Source organism: Sphingomonas sp. C3-2 (assembly GCF_033025475.1).
Lineage (GTDB): Bacteria > Pseudomonadota > Alphaproteobacteria > Sphingomonadales > Sphingomonadaceae > Sphingobium_A.
In genome coordinates this window covers 2,964,669-2,978,294 of the sequence record NZ_CP130322.1, presented here as the reverse complement: position 1 = coordinate 2,978,294, position 13,626 = coordinate 2,964,669, and the positions used below count along the sequence as shown (strand labels likewise).

Annotated in this window: 17 protein-coding genes; all 17 read left to right on the top strand. The window is 63.9% G+C overall.

Going from position 1 to position 13,626, the window contains the following annotated elements; translation table 11 throughout:
* The first annotated feature begins 114 nt into the window (after window positions 1-114).
* Window positions 115-753, top strand: a complete 639-nt coding sequence (gene parA / locus QYC26_RS14295) for a ParA family partition ATPase (protein ID WP_317512894.1) — start codon at window positions 115-117, stop codon at window positions 751-753.
* Window positions 750-1,010 carry a hypothetical protein gene (locus QYC26_RS14290; RefSeq protein ID WP_317512893.1) on the top strand — a complete coding sequence of 87 codons (261 nt, stop codon included), beginning with the start codon at window positions 750-752 and terminating at the stop codon, window positions 1,008-1,010. The genes parA and QYC26_RS14290 overlap by 4 nt, the downstream gene beginning before the upstream one ends.
* On the top strand, window positions 1,007-1,483 hold the full coding sequence (locus QYC26_RS14285; protein WP_317512892.1) for a DUF2840 domain-containing protein: 477 nt from the start codon (window positions 1,007-1,009) through the stop codon (window positions 1,481-1,483). The genes QYC26_RS14290 and QYC26_RS14285 overlap by 4 nt, the downstream gene beginning before the upstream one ends.
* A complete protein-coding gene (locus QYC26_RS14280) occupies window positions 1,480-1,977 on the top strand; it encodes a S26 family signal peptidase (protein ID WP_317512891.1) in 498 nt (165 codons plus the stop codon). Before QYC26_RS14285 ends, QYC26_RS14280 begins: the two co-directional genes overlap by 4 nt.
* 54 nt (window positions 1,978-2,031) lie before the next feature.
* Window positions 2,032-2,367: a DUF736 domain-containing protein gene (locus QYC26_RS14275; RefSeq protein WP_317512890.1), complete on the top strand. Its 336-nt coding sequence runs from the start codon at window positions 2,032-2,034 to the stop codon at window positions 2,365-2,367.
* Between the two features lie 4 nt (window positions 2,368-2,371).
* Window positions 2,372-3,100 carry a lytic transglycosylase domain-containing protein gene (locus QYC26_RS14270; RefSeq protein ID WP_317512889.1) on the top strand — a complete coding sequence of 243 codons (729 nt, stop codon included), beginning with the start codon at window positions 2,372-2,374 and terminating at the stop codon, window positions 3,098-3,100.
* Window positions 3,101-3,353: 253 nt separating this feature from the next.
* Window positions 3,354-5,108 carry a relaxase/mobilization nuclease domain-containing protein gene (locus QYC26_RS14265; RefSeq protein ID WP_317512888.1) on the top strand — a complete coding sequence of 585 codons (1,755 nt, stop codon included), beginning with the start codon at window positions 3,354-3,356 and terminating at the stop codon, window positions 5,106-5,108.
* A 42-nt stretch (window positions 5,109-5,150) separates the two neighbouring features.
* Window positions 5,151-5,381 (top strand): type II toxin-antitoxin system Phd/YefM family antitoxin, encoded by a 231-nt coding sequence (locus QYC26_RS16805; protein ID WP_411197605.1) that lies wholly within the window; start codon window positions 5,151-5,153, stop codon window positions 5,379-5,381.
* On the top strand, window positions 5,378-5,845 hold the full coding sequence (locus QYC26_RS14260) for a PIN domain-containing protein (protein WP_317512887.1): 468 nt from the start codon (window positions 5,378-5,380) through the stop codon (window positions 5,843-5,845). Before QYC26_RS16805 ends, QYC26_RS14260 begins: the two co-directional genes overlap by 4 nt.
* Before the next feature lie 47 nt (window positions 5,846-5,892).
* Window positions 5,893-6,075 carry a type II toxin-antitoxin system VapB family antitoxin gene (locus QYC26_RS16800; RefSeq protein WP_411197604.1) on the top strand — a complete coding sequence of 61 codons (183 nt, stop codon included), beginning with the start codon at window positions 5,893-5,895 and terminating at the stop codon, window positions 6,073-6,075.
* A gap of 128 nt (window positions 6,076-6,203) precedes the next feature.
* Complete coding sequence (locus QYC26_RS14255; protein WP_317512886.1) at window positions 6,204-8,201, top strand: conjugal transfer protein TraG; 1,998 nt, start codon at window positions 6,204-6,206, stop codon at window positions 8,199-8,201.
* Between the two features lie 16 nt (window positions 8,202-8,217).
* Entirely contained in the window at window positions 8,218-8,655 is a 438-nt protein-coding gene (locus QYC26_RS14250) for a CopG family transcriptional regulator (RefSeq protein ID WP_317512885.1), read from the top strand.
* A gap of 188 nt (window positions 8,656-8,843) precedes the next feature.
* Window positions 8,844-9,818, top strand: a complete 975-nt coding sequence (gene trbB / locus QYC26_RS14245) for a P-type conjugative transfer ATPase TrbB (protein WP_317515079.1) — start codon at window positions 8,844-8,846, stop codon at window positions 9,816-9,818.
* Entirely contained in the window at window positions 9,815-10,147 is a 333-nt protein-coding gene (locus QYC26_RS14240; RefSeq protein WP_317512884.1) for a TrbC/VirB2 family protein, read from the top strand. Before trbB ends, QYC26_RS14240 begins: the two co-directional genes overlap by 4 nt.
* Window positions 10,147-10,419 (top strand): VirB3 family type IV secretion system protein, encoded by a 273-nt coding sequence (locus QYC26_RS14235; RefSeq protein WP_317512883.1) that lies wholly within the window; start codon window positions 10,147-10,149, stop codon window positions 10,417-10,419. The genes QYC26_RS14240 and QYC26_RS14235 overlap by 1 nt, the downstream gene beginning before the upstream one ends.
* A 15-nt stretch (window positions 10,420-10,434) precedes the next feature.
* The gene (gene trbE, locus QYC26_RS14230; RefSeq protein WP_317512882.1) at window positions 10,435-12,885 is read left to right on the top strand and encodes a conjugal transfer protein TrbE; all 2,451 of its coding nucleotides are present in this window, start codon (window positions 10,435-10,437) and stop codon (window positions 12,883-12,885) included.
* Window positions 12,882-13,604, top strand: a complete 723-nt coding sequence (gene trbJ, locus QYC26_RS14225; RefSeq protein ID WP_317512881.1) for a P-type conjugative transfer protein TrbJ — start codon at window positions 12,882-12,884, stop codon at window positions 13,602-13,604. The genes trbE and trbJ overlap by 4 nt, the downstream gene beginning before the upstream one ends.
* Window positions 13,605-13,626: the final 22 nt, after the last annotated feature.

The window sequence follows — 13,626 nt, the reverse complement described above, 5'->3', positions numbered from 1 at the left end:
ACCGAAACAGGGTATAAGGTTATGGAATCATTGCGCGATTCCGCCCCTTAACATTGCTAACTCTGAATCCTTCGGATTCATGCTAACGCGCAGTTTGCCTGTGGACGAAATGCGATGATCGTCGCGTTGCTCAATCAGAAGGGTGGCGTCGGTAAGACCACCCTCGCGCTCCATCTGGCAGGCCAGTGGGCAATGACCGGCAAGCGTGTCCTGCTCATCGATGCCGATCCGCAGGGCTCAGCCCTGGACTGGGCGCAAGAGCGTGCATCGCAAGGCCTGCCACGGCTGTTCAGCGTGGTGGGTCTCGCGCGCGACACGCTGCACCACGAGGTTCCCGAGCTGGCGCGCAGTGTCGATCATGTGGTGATCGATGGGCCGCCGCGCGTCGCAGGGCTGCTTCGCTCAGCTTTGCTCGCCGCAGATCTTGTCCTGATGCCGGTGCAGCCTTCGCCGCTCGACGGCTGGGCATCGGCCGAGATGCTGGCGCTGCTCGACCAGGCACGCATCTTCAAACCCAACATCCGGGCGCATTTCGTCCTCAACCGATATCCCGCCCGCACGCTGATCGGCCGCGCTACCGCAGACAGTCTTGCTGACCACGACCCGTCCTTATTGCCGGAACATATCGGCCAGCGGGTCATCTTCGCGGACGCCATGCGGACCGGGCGCCTTGCCCCCGAATTGGCCCCCGATAGCATCGCTTCACACGAGATCGCCGCATTGGCGCAGCAGGTCGGGAATCTCCCATCATGAGCGCGCCGGGCAAATCGTCCCGCCGCTTCGCTGCCCGACCGCGCAAAGTCGATGCCTGGATTTCCGCAGGCGATGGGAAGCCACCGGCGCCGCCGTCGCGAAGCGCCAACACCGCGCGGCTCACCATCGACGTGACACCGGAACTGCGCAAACGGATCAAGCTGGCGGCGCTTCAGCGCGGGCTGACACTGGCCGATCTGTTGCGCGCGATGCTGGCCGAGGCTTTCCCCGACGAAGATCAGGGGAGCGCGCCATGATCGCCGTTCGCGATGATCGTACCCGCGTCGATCTGCTGTGGATCGAAAAGAAGATCGAGCGCTGGATACGCTTCGGGCGACCCGTCGAGGATCAGATACTCGATCGCCGCCGTCGCCGCCTCGGCTTCGCGCCCGACAGCCTGTTCGCGTTCGTGCGCTGGGCGTCCAACGACTTCGGAACGGTCGTTTCCCGCATCGACATCCTGCGCGCCGTCCTACCGGGCGAGCCCTATCAGACCGTGCCCGGCGTTGATCCTGGCGGTGACATTCTGCTGCGGGTTTCCGGCTGGCCCAAGGTGCAACGGGTGTTCGAGGCGATCGACGCGGTGGACGCGCTCGGCATCGATCCCGCCGACACCGCCCCGGACCATTGGCGCCACGTCCATAATCGCCTCGCCGCCCGCGAGACGCCGCGTCCCTACAGGCTGGAGCGCCACCGCGCCTGGCTCGCCCGCAAAGGCTCCCTGCAATGACCCGTCACAGAAAAACGCTCGCGCTCGCCGTCGTCGCGATCAGTCTGATCGGCATCTCGATGTGGATCGAGCCGCCGCCGCGCCTGATCTGGAACGCCAGTCCCAGCGTCCCGATCGGCTTCTACCGGGTGCGGGTCGGCGAGCCGGTATCGCGCGGCGATCTTGCCGTCGTGGCGCCGCCGCCGGGCATGGCCGGGTTCCTCGACAAGGGCGGTTATCTGCCGCTCGGCCTGCCGCTCCTCAAGCGCGTCGCGGGTGTTCCCGGGCAGACGGTCTGCCGGATCGGCGACACGATCAGCATCGACGGCGATGCGATCGCACTGGCGCAGAGAACCGACCGGCTCGGCCGTTTTCTGCCCGTCTGGTCGGGCTGCCGAACACTCGCAGCGGACCAGATTTTCTTCCTCAATGCCGACCGCGAGGACAGCCTCGACGGCCGCTATTTCGGGCCGCTTCCCGCCGCGACCGTGATCGGACGGGCGACGCCGATGTGAGCGCGCAGCGTGTCCCGATTTCATTTTCACCCCGCCAAGCAAAGGAGACTGGCAATGCAACCCAATATCTTCAAGCCCACCGATGACGGCTATACGGGCCGCATCCGTTTGTTCGGCATAGACGAGGTTGTCAGCCTCGTTCCCGCCGAACCGAGTGATGCAGACAAGGCACCGGATTTCCGCGTCCTGCTCGATGATGAGCATGGCCCGAGAGTCGGCGCCGCATGGAAGGATGTCGGCGAACGCGCCGGCGACTATGTCTCGCTGGAGATCGAAAGCCCGCTGTTTGCCGGCCAGAATCTGCGCGCGCATCTCTTCCGAGCCGATGATGATGGGACCGCGTTCCGGCTGTCGATCAGCCGCCCGCGCGCCCGCGAAGAACGGGGCTGATCTGATGCGCCCGCGCCGCTGTTCTGCGTGTCGTCGGGCGCTGTCGCTGGTGTTGCTCGCCTGCCTTGCGAGCGCACCGGCGACGGTTTTCGCCCGTACCGAAGACGAACCGTCCGCCAGACCATCACCCATCTCGCCGATCGCCGCCCATGTCGCCGAGGCGTCTCGCCGCTTCGCGATCCCGGAACGCTGGATATGGGCGGTCATGCGCGTCGAAAGCGCGGGCGATGTGACCGCGATCTCGCACGCTGGCGCCATGGGCCTGATGCAGATCATGCCCGGCACCTGGGCGGAACTTCGTGTGCGCTACCGTCTCGGCCGCAACCCCTATGATCCCCGCGACAACGTCATTGCAGGCACCGCCTATCTGCGCGAGTTGCATGATCGCTACGGCAATCCAAACGCAATGCTGGCGGCCTACAATGCCGGGCCGGGACGCTATGATGAACATCTCGCGACCGGTCGTCCGTTGCCGCGAGAGACGCGTGCCTATCTTGCAATGCTCACGCCGATGGTCGGCGGCGCGCCCGGTCTTATCGCCTCAAGCCCGCCCGCCGATGCGCTCGCCTGGACTCACGCGCCGCTCTTTTCGCGTCCTGTGAACGTCGCCTCTGGCGCAGCCCCCGAGCCGTCCGACGCGCCGCAGGACGATGCCGGAGATGCACCTGAAGCAGACGCCTCCGAAGTCGGAGACGGTCTGTTCGTTCCTCTTTCCGGTCAACAGCCGTCATGAAGCGCGCACTCGCAGGCAGGCGTAATCAGGCGCGCAATAGCGGTCGCTATAGTGGAAGGTGCTGGGAAAGCAGGGAAAAGAAGGAGGCACGGCAAGATAAAAGGACCGCCAGCAGGCTGGGTCCAGATGGTTGGTTGGATGGGGTTTTTGCGTATGGCTCCTTGAGAAGCCTGCCAGCATCTTTTCATGAAACTGCCTATATTTCCGCACTTCTGCGTCTGGCAGCAGATTTCGCCTGTGGTTTCCTCCACCGATGAGCGACCGCGACGACGAGTTCGAGGTCAGACCGGGACGGTCCCGCGACGGCGGGACAAAAGGCCGGCAAGCGAAGTCCTTCGTCGGTCAGGTCATGCGCGCGGCGAACAAGGGCGGACGCGGCGGGCGCGCTTACAATCCTCGCCGGAAAGGGGGCAGCGTTTCCCGCTTCGGGCGCGGCAGGGTGACTGCCCCACGTCGCGCGCGCCGAGCGACGGATCGGCGCGTCGTCGTCAAGATGCGTATCGTCCGGCATCAGGGCGCCAGGTTCCGGGCGGCGCCACTCGCGCGGCACGCCAACTATCTCGAACGCGAAGGCGTGACCCGTGACGGCACGCCGGGCCGCCTGTTCGATGCGGCTGGCGATCAGGCCGACGGGAACGCCTTTGCCGATCGCTGCGAAGATGATCGCCATCATTTTCGCATGATCATCTCGCCGGAAGATGCGCGGGAGATGGACGACCTGCGTGCCTTTACCCGCGAGTTGATGGCGGACGCACAGCGTCACCTCGGCACCTCGCTCGATTGGGTGGCGGTCGATCACTGGAATACCGATGACCCCCATATTCATGTGCTGGTTCGGGGTCGCGGTGACGATGGCCGCGACCTCGTCATAAGCCGGGACTATATCCGCGAGGGCTTCCGTCATCGTGCCGAAGATCGCGTGACCCTCGAATTGGGGCCACGGACGCAGCGCGAGATCCATGCGGCGCTCGGCCGCGAGGTGCGGGCCGATCGCTGGACCAGCCTAGATCGCAGCTTGCGGGATTTCGCCGACCGCCACGGAGGCATTGTCGATCTGCGCCCGGACTCCAATGGACGCGGACCTGAGAACCGACATCTTCTGGTGGGCCGTGCGCAAAAGCTGGAGGCCATGGGTCTGGTCGAACCGCTCGGTCCTGCGGCCTGGACTATGAAGTCAGGCCTGGAGGAGAAGCTCCGCGATCTCGCTATTCGAGAGGACATCATCAAGACGATGCACAAGGCGATGGCGCGGGACACGCCGAGCCCGGAGGTGTCGCGCTTTGCGATCCATCATGGCACGCCGGTCGATCCGGTCGTTGGGCGTCTGGTCGATCGCGGGCTTTACGACGAACTCAAGGGCAGCGCCTATGCTGTTGTCGATGGCGTTGATGGTCGCACCCACCATTTGCGTTTCGCTGATATCGACATGACAGGAGACGCAAAGGCCGGCGCGATCGTCGAACTGCGCTCCTGGGAAGATGCGAGGGGGCAGCAACGCCATTCGCTCGCGACCCGATCCGATCTGTCGCTTGGAGAACAGATCACCTCCGATGGCGCGACCTGGCTCGATCGCAATCTCATCGCTCCTGAACGCCCCATATTGGGTGGCGGCTTTGGCGCGGACGTCACCGCAGCCATGGAGGCGCGCACAGATCATCTGGTCAATGAGGGACTGGCGGAACGGCGCGGCGCCCGCGTCATTTTCGCCCGCGCGCTGATCCAGACGCTCAAGGACCGGGAAATGCTGCACATCAAGACCGACCTTGTTGACCGAACCGGCCTTGCGCCTCTGCCATCGAGGCCAGGTGATCATGTCGCGGGTATCTATCGGCAGCGCGTAACGCTGGCCTCAGGTAGGTTTGCCATGATCGATAATGGGCTGGGTTTCCAGCTCGTCCCCTGGCGGCCGGCGCTCGAACAGCATCTCGGTCGCCATGTCTCCGGTACGATGACGCCGGGCGGAGGCGTGGACTGGTCCTTTGGACGGCAGCGTGGACTGGGTCTATAGGCTCACCTTGATGTTTTTAGTGTTATCCACTAACTAAGGTCCATGGATAGAGCCATTTCCGCTAGCGAAGCCAACCAGCGCTTCTCCGAACTCCTCCGCGATGTGGCGGAAGGAGAGAGTTTCACCGTGATGTCGCGGGGACGGCCCGTTGCACGCGTCCTGCCTGTCGATCGTCTACAGGAGCATCAGGCTGTTACACGTCTCCTCGACTTCGTTTCGGGACTGCCCATCCGGCGAGCTGGCAAATGGACGCGGGACGATCTCTACGAATGAGTCGCGTCGCGCTCGATACAAACATTCTAGCCTATCTGGCCGGAGTTTCCCGCGCGGAAGAGGATGACGCGAAGATCGCGCAGACCCGTCAAATGATGGGACGCCTCTCCGATCGCGTTAGCCTGATCGCTCCTGCGCAGACATTAGGTGAACTGTTCGTGGTTCTGCGGCGGGGCGGCGCGACGGCCTCGGAGGCGCGCGCGATCCTTCTAGAGTTTTCAGAGGCGTTCGGAACTTCCGCATCCGAAGTCCGCACTGCCCTAACGGCTGCTGATCTCGTAGTCGATCACAAGCTGCAATTTTGGGACGCTTTGATTCTGACGGCGGCCGCGGATGCGGGCTGCACGCTTCTACTGTCCGAAGATATGCAATCAGGCTTTGTCACCCGTGGGCTTACGATCGTTAACCCGCTCGCCGATGAGCCTCATCCGAAACTCGCCCAGTTGCTGATTGCATCAGCCTGAGTGCCTTTCCCATCGCGCACCGCCGCCTCCTACGAAAGAGACCCCATATGCGCGTAACATTAGAGCTGGATGAGAATTTGGTAGCGAAGGCCAGGGCGCTCACCGGGATAGAGGCCATCACTCCGCTTGCACACGAAGCAATGGAGGCCTTGGTTCAACGCGAGAGCAATCGTCGCGCGTCTTGGCGACTGTGTGAAGAGCGAAGCGGTCAAACTACACGCCGCCCATAGGTCCGCACCTACGCCATCGTTTCTATTTGCGCGACCGCCTTTCTATTCCTGCGCCATACTGCGCCAAGGTATTGTAATAACGTAGTTTCAATCCCGACCTTCTGGCTTTTGACCGGAAAGGAAAGGATGTGTCTGCGACCAAGATTCTCTGGGGTCAGATACTCGCTGTCTTCACGATCGTATTGCTGTCGGTCTGGTCGGCGACGCAGTGGACCGCCGCGGCCCTTGCTCATCAGCCCCAGCTCGGATCGCCCTGGTTCACCATAGGCGACTGGCCTGTCTATCCGCCGCCCGCCTTCTTCTGGTGGTGGTTCTCCTTCGATGCCTATGCGCCGGACATATTCGTGCGCGGCGCCTATATCGCCGTATCAGGCGGTTTCATCTCGATCGCCGTCGCCATCGGTATGTCGGTCTGGCGCGCGCGCGAACTCAAGAACGCCGAGACATACGGGTCAGCGCGCTGGGCGACCGAGAACGAAGCCCGCACCGCCGGGCTACTCGGCGACGATGGCGTGATCCTCGGCAAACTGGGAACCGACTATCTGCGCCATGATGGGCCGGAGCATATTCTCTGCTTCGCGCCGACACGATCGGGCAAGGGCGTGGGCCTTGTCGTCCCTAGTCTCCTGACCTGGCCGGGTAGCTGCATCGTCCATGACATCAAGGGCGAGAACTGGAGTCTGACCGCAGGCTTCCGCAGCCGGTTCGGCAAAGTGCTGCTGTTCGATCCGACCAATGCGGCGAGCGCTGCCTATAATCCGCTGCTCGAAGTGCGCCGAGGCGAGTGGGAAGTCCGCGACGTTCAGAATATCGCCGACATACTGGTCGATCCCGAAGGCTCGCTGGAGAAACGCAACCACTGGGAAAAGACCAGCCATGCGCTTCTGGTCGGCGCCATCCTGCATGTTCTCTATGCCGAGCCCGACAAGACACTGGCAGGCGTCGCCAATTTCTTGAGCGATCCGGGCCGTCCGATCGAGACCACGCTGCGGGCGATGATGCTCACCCCGCACCTGGGCAAAGCCGGGGTCCACCCCGTCGTCGCGTCGGCCGCGCGCGAGCTGCTCAACAAGAGCGACAATGAACGCTCCGGCGTCCTGTCCACCGCCATGTCCTTCCTGGGGCTTTACCGCGATCCGGTCGTGGCGGCCGTCACCCGACAATGCGATTGGCGCATCGCCGATCTGGTGAACGGTCCGCATCCGGTCTCGCTCTACCTCGTCGTTCCGCCGTCCGACATCAACCGCACCAAACCACTGGTGCGCCTAATCCTCAATCAGATCGGGCGGCGGCTGACCGAGGAACTGGCCTCCACCGCCAAACGTCAGCGTCTGCTCCTGATGCTCGACGAATTTCCGGCCTTGGGACGCCTGGATTTCTTCGAAAGCGCGCTGGCGTTCATGGCGGGGTACGGGATGAAATCCTTTCTCATCGCCCAAAGCCTCAACCAGATTGAAAAGGCTTACGGCGTCAACCATTCGATCCTCGACAACTGCCATGTGCGCGTCTCGTTCGCGACCAACGACGAGCGAACCGCAAAGCGGGTGAGTGACGCACTCGGCACCGCGACCGAGATGCGGGCGATGAAGAACTATGCCGGGCACCGCTTGTCGCCCTGGCTTGGGCATTTGATGGTTTCGCGATCAGAGACCGCCCGCCAGCTCCTCACGCCGGGCGAGATCATGCAGCTTCCGCCCGATGATGAGATCGTGATGGTGGCCGGCACGCCACCGGTGCGGGCGAAGAAGGCGCGCTACTTCACCGACCCGCGCCTGACCCGGCGACTGTTGCCTGCACCCAAACCCAATCGCTCCCGAAAGCCGCCGCATCCCGACGACTGGACCGGGATCGAGCCGCCGCCATCTCCCGATGGCACACCGCCCGGCCAGTCGGGGGCGATGGCGCAGCCTGCTGAACCTGCGGACAGCGACGACGCCAATGCCAATATCCGCCGCGAGCCCGATCTGCCGGACCATGAGGAAATTGTCCGCGAGCCGCCAGCGCCCGTGCAGGAATTCGACTTCGATGAACCGGACGCGAGTGCCGATGATGCGACCGCGCAGCGGCGGATGCACCGGATCGCCCGCATTGCGAGCCTCGATCCCAATGACGGCATTGAACTTTGAAGCGGAGATTATAACCATGCGCGTCAAACGCACCTATCGCCTGCCGCCGGAACTGGCGGACCAGATCGAAGACTATGCCGCCCGCAAACGGGTGCCGCAGACTCAGATCCTCGAAGCGGCGCTCCTGTCTTTCCTCTCCCCGGATGGCCCCGAACGTCTCGAAGCGACCCTGGCCCGGCGACTGGACCGGCTGTCACGCCAGCTCGATCGCCTTGAGCAGAATATCACCATATCCAATGAGGCTGTCGCGCTGTTCGTTCGCTTCTGGCTGACGACCACGCCACCCTTGCCGGATACCGCGCTCGGCGCCGCAAAGGTTAGTGGCTATGAACGCTACAAGGGTTTCGTCGAAGCTCTGGGCCGCCGCGTCGAATCGGGATCGAGTCTTGCGCGGGAAATATCGCTCGATGTGAACTCGCAGCCGGGAACGGTAGCATCGGGGTTCGAGGATTGATCGCGCCCTACGCTTATCTTTCTATTACTTCGACACCCTACGCTAAACGCAAATTGTTGTTGCGATAGCGTTTTTTCTGCCTCTTCTAACTGTCCCCATGCCCGCACGCGGCTTGCGCGCTGGCGCAATCAGGGGACGATCACTTGGCCACCAGTCTCAAATCGGAGAGCCTATCTCGCGGCGCACGGATGCTGCGCACAGCGCTGGGTGCTGGAATTGCGGGCTGGCTGGCGGACCCGAAAACCGCCGAGGTGATGCTGAACCCCGATGGCCGGCTCTGGATCGACCGGCTAGGCGAAGGCCTGTCCGACACTGGCGAACGGCTCGCACCGGCAGACGGCGAACGGATCATCCGGCTGGTCGCGCATCATGTCGGCGCCGAGGTTCATGCGGGAAGCCCGCGTGTCTCGGCGGAACTGCCGGAAAGCGGGGAACGGTTCGAAGGCTTGTTGCCGCCTGTCGTCGCCGGGCCGGCCTTTGCGATCCGCAAGCCTGCCGTCGCTGTCTTCACCCTCGATGATTATGTCGCCGATGGGATTCTGACGCGGTTGCAGGCGTCAGCACTTCGCATCGCAGTCGCGGACAAGGCCAACATCCTTGTCGCGGGCGGCACCGGCACCGGCAAGACCACGCTCACCAATGCGCTGCTCGCCGAGATCGCCAAGACTGGCGACCGCGTCGTGCTGATCGAGGATACGCGCGAACTCCAGTGCAGCGCGCCCAATCTGGTGGCGATGCGGACCAAGGATGGTGTCGCCAGCCTGTCGGATCTTGTCCGCTCGTCACTGCGGCTGCGCCCTGATCGCATCCCCATCGGTGAGGTGCGCGGCGCCGAGGCGCTTGATCTTCTGAAGGCCTGGGGCACCGGGCATCCCGGCGGCGTCGGCACGATCCACGCCGGCACCGCGATCGGCGCGCTGCGGCGCATGGAGCAGCTCATCCAGGAGGCGGTGGTGACCGTGCCGCGCGCGCTGATCGCCGAGACCATCAATTACGTCGCGGTCCTCGTGCGCGACGGCCATGGACGCCGCCTTTCCGAACTCGCGCGCGTCGATGGGCTCAATGCCGCCGGCGAATATGCGCTGCGCCAGCTTCCGGGGCCGCTCGAACCCATCCGCACCGCGGCAGAATTCCCGATCCATCAACCAGGAGAACTCGCATGACCAACGCACTTGTCCGGCTACGCAGCACAGCGAACACCGCCATCATCGGCGTCGCCGTCGCGCTCGCCATGTCCAGCGCCGCCAAGGCATCGGGTTCTTCCATGCCCTGGGAAGCGCCGCTTCAATCGATCCTCCAGTCGATCGAAGGGCCGGTCGCCAAGATCGTCGCGGTAATCATCATCATCGTCACCGGCCTGACGCTCGCCTTCGGTGACACCAATGGCGGCTTTCGGCGGCTCATCCAGATCGTCTTCGGTCTCAGCATCGCCTTTGCCGCCAGTTCCTTCTTTCTCTCTTTCTTCAGCTTCGGCGGCGGGGCCGTCATCTGATGCAGGGCGGCGGCGATGAGGTGGCGGGCTTCTACGCCCCGGTCCACCGGGCGCTCACTGAGCCCATTCTCCTGGGCGGCGCCCCGCGCACGCTCGCCATCGCCAATGGCACGCTGGCGGCCGCGATCGGTCTCGGTCTCCAGCTCTGGATCGCCGGCGGGGTGTTCTGGCTGGTCGGTCATCTCGCCGCCGTCTGGGCCGCCCGCCGCGACGCGCAGTTCGCCGACGTCGCTCGCCGCCACCTTCGATATCCCGCCTTTTTGCGCGTGTGACGAGGAGCCAACAGCATGATGAACCTCGCCGAATATCGCCATCGCGCCGCCTCGCTCAGCGATTTCCTGCCTTGGGCCGCACTGATCGCCGAGGGCGTGGTCCTCAACAAGGATGGTTCTTTCCAACGCACCGCGCGTTTTCGCGGGCCCGATCTCGATTCCGCGACGCCTTCTGAGCTGGTCGGCGTCACCCACCGGCTGAACAATGCGCTCCGCCGTTTGGGATCGGGATGGTCGATCTTCGTCGAAGCCCAGCGCATCCCATCCGATGACTATGCGGTTTCCGTTTTTCCCGATCCGGTCTCGGCGTTGGTCGATGAGGAACGGCGCGCCCAGTTCGTCGATGCAGGCGCGCATTTTGAGAGCCGCTATTATCTGACCCTGCTCTGGATGCCGCCCGCGGAGGATGCCGCGCGCGCCGAGAGCTGGCTCTATGAAGGTAAGGCCAGAGACGGGGTCGATCCCTGGGAAATGGTCAAGAGCTTCACCGATCGCTGTGCTCAGCTTCTCAATCTCATTGAAGGCTTCGTCCCGGAATCGGCCTGGCTCGATGACGGCGAGACGCTGACCTATCTCCATTCGACGATCTCGACCCGGAGCCAGCGGGTCCGCGTGCCGGAAACGCCGATGTATCTCGACGCACTGCTCCCCGATCAGCCGCTGACCGGCGGCCTCGAACCCCAGCTCGGCCAGCATCATCTGCGCGTCCTGACCGTGATCGGCTTTCCGACAATGACCTGGCCGGGCATTCTCGATGAGCTGAACCGGCTCGCCTTTCCTTATCGCTGGTCGACCCGCGCGATCATGCTCGACAAGAGCGACGCGACCAAATTGCTCTCGAAGATCCGGCGCCAATGGTTCGCCAAGCGCAAGTCGATCGCCGCCATCGTCAAGGAAGTGATGACCAACGAAGCGTCCGTCCTGATGGACAGCGATGCGTCGAACAAGGCCGCCGATGCCGATGCCGCGCTTCAGGAACTGGGCGCCGATGATGTCGGTCAGGCCTATGTGACTGCGACCGTGACTGTTTGGGACGAAGATCCCGGCATCGCCGCCGAGAAACTGCGACTGGTCGAGAAGATCATCCAGAGCCGCGATTTCACCTGCATCCCCGAAGGCATGAACGCGATCGAGGCCTGGCTCGGATCACTCCCCGGCCATGTCTATGCCAATGTCCGGCAGCCGCCGATTTCGACGATGAACCTTGCCCATATGATTCCGCTCTCGGCGATCTGGGCGGGACAAGCGCGTGATGAGCATTTCAAGGCGCCGCCGCTGCTTTTCGCGAAGACCGAGGGCAGCACGCCGTTTCGCCTGTCGCTTCATGTCGGCGATGTTGGCCATACACTGATCGTCGGTCCCACCGGCGCGGGTAAATCCGTGCTGCTCGCCACCATGGCGCTTCAGTTCCGCCGCTATTCCGGCAGCCAGATATTCGCCTTCGATTTCGGCGGCAGCATCCGTGCCGCCGCGCTGGCCATGAGCGGGGATTGGCATGATCTTGGCGGCAGCCTGTTCGCCAGCGAGGCTGGGAGGGAAGATGATAGCGGCGTGCTGTTGCAGCCGCTGGCGCGGATTGACGACGCAGCCGAGCGCGCATGGGCGGCCGAATGGCTCGCTGGCATCTTCGAGGCCGAAGGCGCCACGATCGACCCGCAGGCGAAGGACCACATCTGGTCGGCATTGACCTCGCTCGCCAGCGCCCCGCCCGGCGAGCGCACGCTCACCGGCCTTGCCGTACTGCTCCAGTCGCAGGAGCTGAAGCAGGCGCTCGCGCCCTGGTGCGTCGGCGGCGCATGGGGCCGGCTGCTTGATGCCGAACAGGAACGGATCGGAAGCGCTTCGGTGCAGGCGTTCGAGACCGAAGGGCTGATGGACAGCGGCGCGGCGCCCGCGGTCCTGGCCTATCTGTTCCACCGCATCGCCGATCGGCTCGACGGGAGCCCCACGCTGATCATCATCGATGAGGGCTGGCTCGCGCTCAATTCTCCGGCCTTTGCTCGGCAGCTTTCGACCTGGCTGGTTACGCTTCGCAAGAAAAACGCGAGCGTCATCTTCGCCACCCAGTCGCTGGCCCAGATCGAGGGTAGCAGCGTCGCGCCGGCGATTATCGAGAGCTGCAAGACCCGCATCCTGCTCCCGAACGAACGCGCGCTCGAACCGCAGATCGCCCGCATCTACCGGGCGTTCGGTCTCAATGACCGGCAGATCGAAATCCTGGCGCGCGCGGCGCCGAAGCGCGATTATTATTGCCAGTCCCCACGCGGCAATCGGCTGTTCGAGCTGGGTCTGGGTGATGTGGCGCTCGCCTTCGCCGCTGCCTCTTCCAAGACCGACCAGATCGCCATCGGCGATCTCATCGACGCCCATGGGGCGGACGGCTTCGCGGCCGCCTGGCTGCGCCATCGCGGCCTCCATTGGGCCGCCGATCTTTTGCCAGCCTTCACAGAGGAGAGAGTGCCATGACCCATCGCAACCTGCGTCGCAGCCTCATCGCCGGCATCGCCGTGCTGGGGCTGACGGCGGTGTCCACCCCCGCCAGCGCCCAGTTCGGGTTTGGTGGGATCGTCTATGACCCCACCAACTACGCGCAGAATGTGCTGACCGCCGCGCGAACGCTTCAGCAGATCAACAATCAGATCCAGCAGATTCAGCAGCAGGCAACCTCCCTCATCAACGAGGCCCGCAATCTCGCCTCGCTGCCGTTCAGCAGCCTCAATGAACTTCAGGCGCAAATCCAGCAGACCCGGCAGTTGCTGAGCGAAGCCCAGCGCATCGCCTATGATGTGAAGACCATCGAGGACGCCTTCACCCAGCGCTACCGCGATGTCGATATGAGCGCGTCCGACGCCACGCTGATCGCCAATGCGCGCGAGCGCTGGAAGGACAGCGTCGGCAGTTTCGAGGATGCGCTGCGTGTTCAGGCCGGCGTCGTTGGCAATATCGAAGGCTCGCAGACCGCAATGGCGAATATCGTCGGCGCCAGCCAGTCGGCGACCGGCGCGCTTCAGGCCGCCCAGGCCGGCAATCAGCTTCTCGCCCTGCAATCGCGCCAGATTGCGGATCTGACCGCGCTGATCGCGGCGCAGGGACGCGCCCAGACGCTCGAATCCGCCCGCAACGCGGCGACCGAGGAACAGGGACGTGAGCATTTTCGCCGCTTCATGAAACGCAGCGGCCAGTGACGCCGCGCTGACGGAAGGGAAT

Excerpts from the sequence above, each read along its gene's own strand:
- QYC26_RS14280 (WP_317512891.1), top strand. The coding sequence starts at position 1,480 with ATGACCCGTCACAGAAAAACGCTCGCGCTCGCCGTCGTCGCGATCAGT.
- trbJ (WP_317512881.1), top strand. The coding sequence starts at position 12,882 with ATGACCCATCGCAACCTGCGTCGCAGCCTCATCGCCGGCATCGCCGTG.
- QYC26_RS14235 (WP_317512883.1), top strand. The coding sequence starts at position 10,147 with ATGCAGGGCGGCGGCGATGAGGTGGCGGGCTTCTACGCCCCGGTCCAC.
- QYC26_RS16805 (WP_411197605.1), top strand. The coding sequence starts at position 5,151 with ATGGATAGAGCCATTTCCGCTAGCGAAGCCAACCAGCGCTTCTCCGAA.
- QYC26_RS14250 (WP_317512885.1), top strand. The coding sequence starts at position 8,218 with ATGCGCGTCAAACGCACCTATCGCCTGCCGCCGGAACTGGCGGACCAG.
- QYC26_RS14270 (WP_317512889.1), top strand. The coding sequence starts at position 2,372 with ATGCGCCCGCGCCGCTGTTCTGCGTGTCGTCGGGCGCTGTCGCTGGTG.
- QYC26_RS14285 (WP_317512892.1), top strand. The coding sequence starts at position 1,007 with ATGATCGCCGTTCGCGATGATCGTACCCGCGTCGATCTGCTGTGGATC.
- QYC26_RS14240 (WP_317512884.1), top strand. The coding sequence starts at position 9,815 with ATGACCAACGCACTTGTCCGGCTACGCAGCACAGCGAACACCGCCATC.
- parA (WP_317512894.1), top strand. The coding sequence starts at position 115 with ATGATCGTCGCGTTGCTCAATCAGAAGGGTGGCGTCGGTAAGACCACC.
- QYC26_RS14265 (WP_317512888.1), top strand. The coding sequence starts at position 3,354 with ATGAGCGACCGCGACGACGAGTTCGAGGTCAGACCGGGACGGTCCCGC.
- QYC26_RS16800 (WP_411197604.1), top strand. The coding sequence starts at position 5,893 with ATGCGCGTAACATTAGAGCTGGATGAGAATTTGGTAGCGAAGGCCAGG.
- QYC26_RS14260 (WP_317512887.1), top strand. The coding sequence starts at position 5,378 with ATGAGTCGCGTCGCGCTCGATACAAACATTCTAGCCTATCTGGCCGGA.
- trbE (WP_317512882.1), top strand. The coding sequence starts at position 10,435 with ATGATGAACCTCGCCGAATATCGCCATCGCGCCGCCTCGCTCAGCGAT.
- QYC26_RS14290 (WP_317512893.1), top strand. The coding sequence starts at position 750 with ATGAGCGCGCCGGGCAAATCGTCCCGCCGCTTCGCTGCCCGACCGCGC.
- trbB (WP_317515079.1), top strand. The coding sequence starts at position 8,844 with ATGCTGCGCACAGCGCTGGGTGCTGGAATTGCGGGCTGGCTGGCGGAC.
- QYC26_RS14275 (WP_317512890.1), top strand. The coding sequence starts at position 2,032 with ATGCAACCCAATATCTTCAAGCCCACCGATGACGGCTATACGGGCCGC.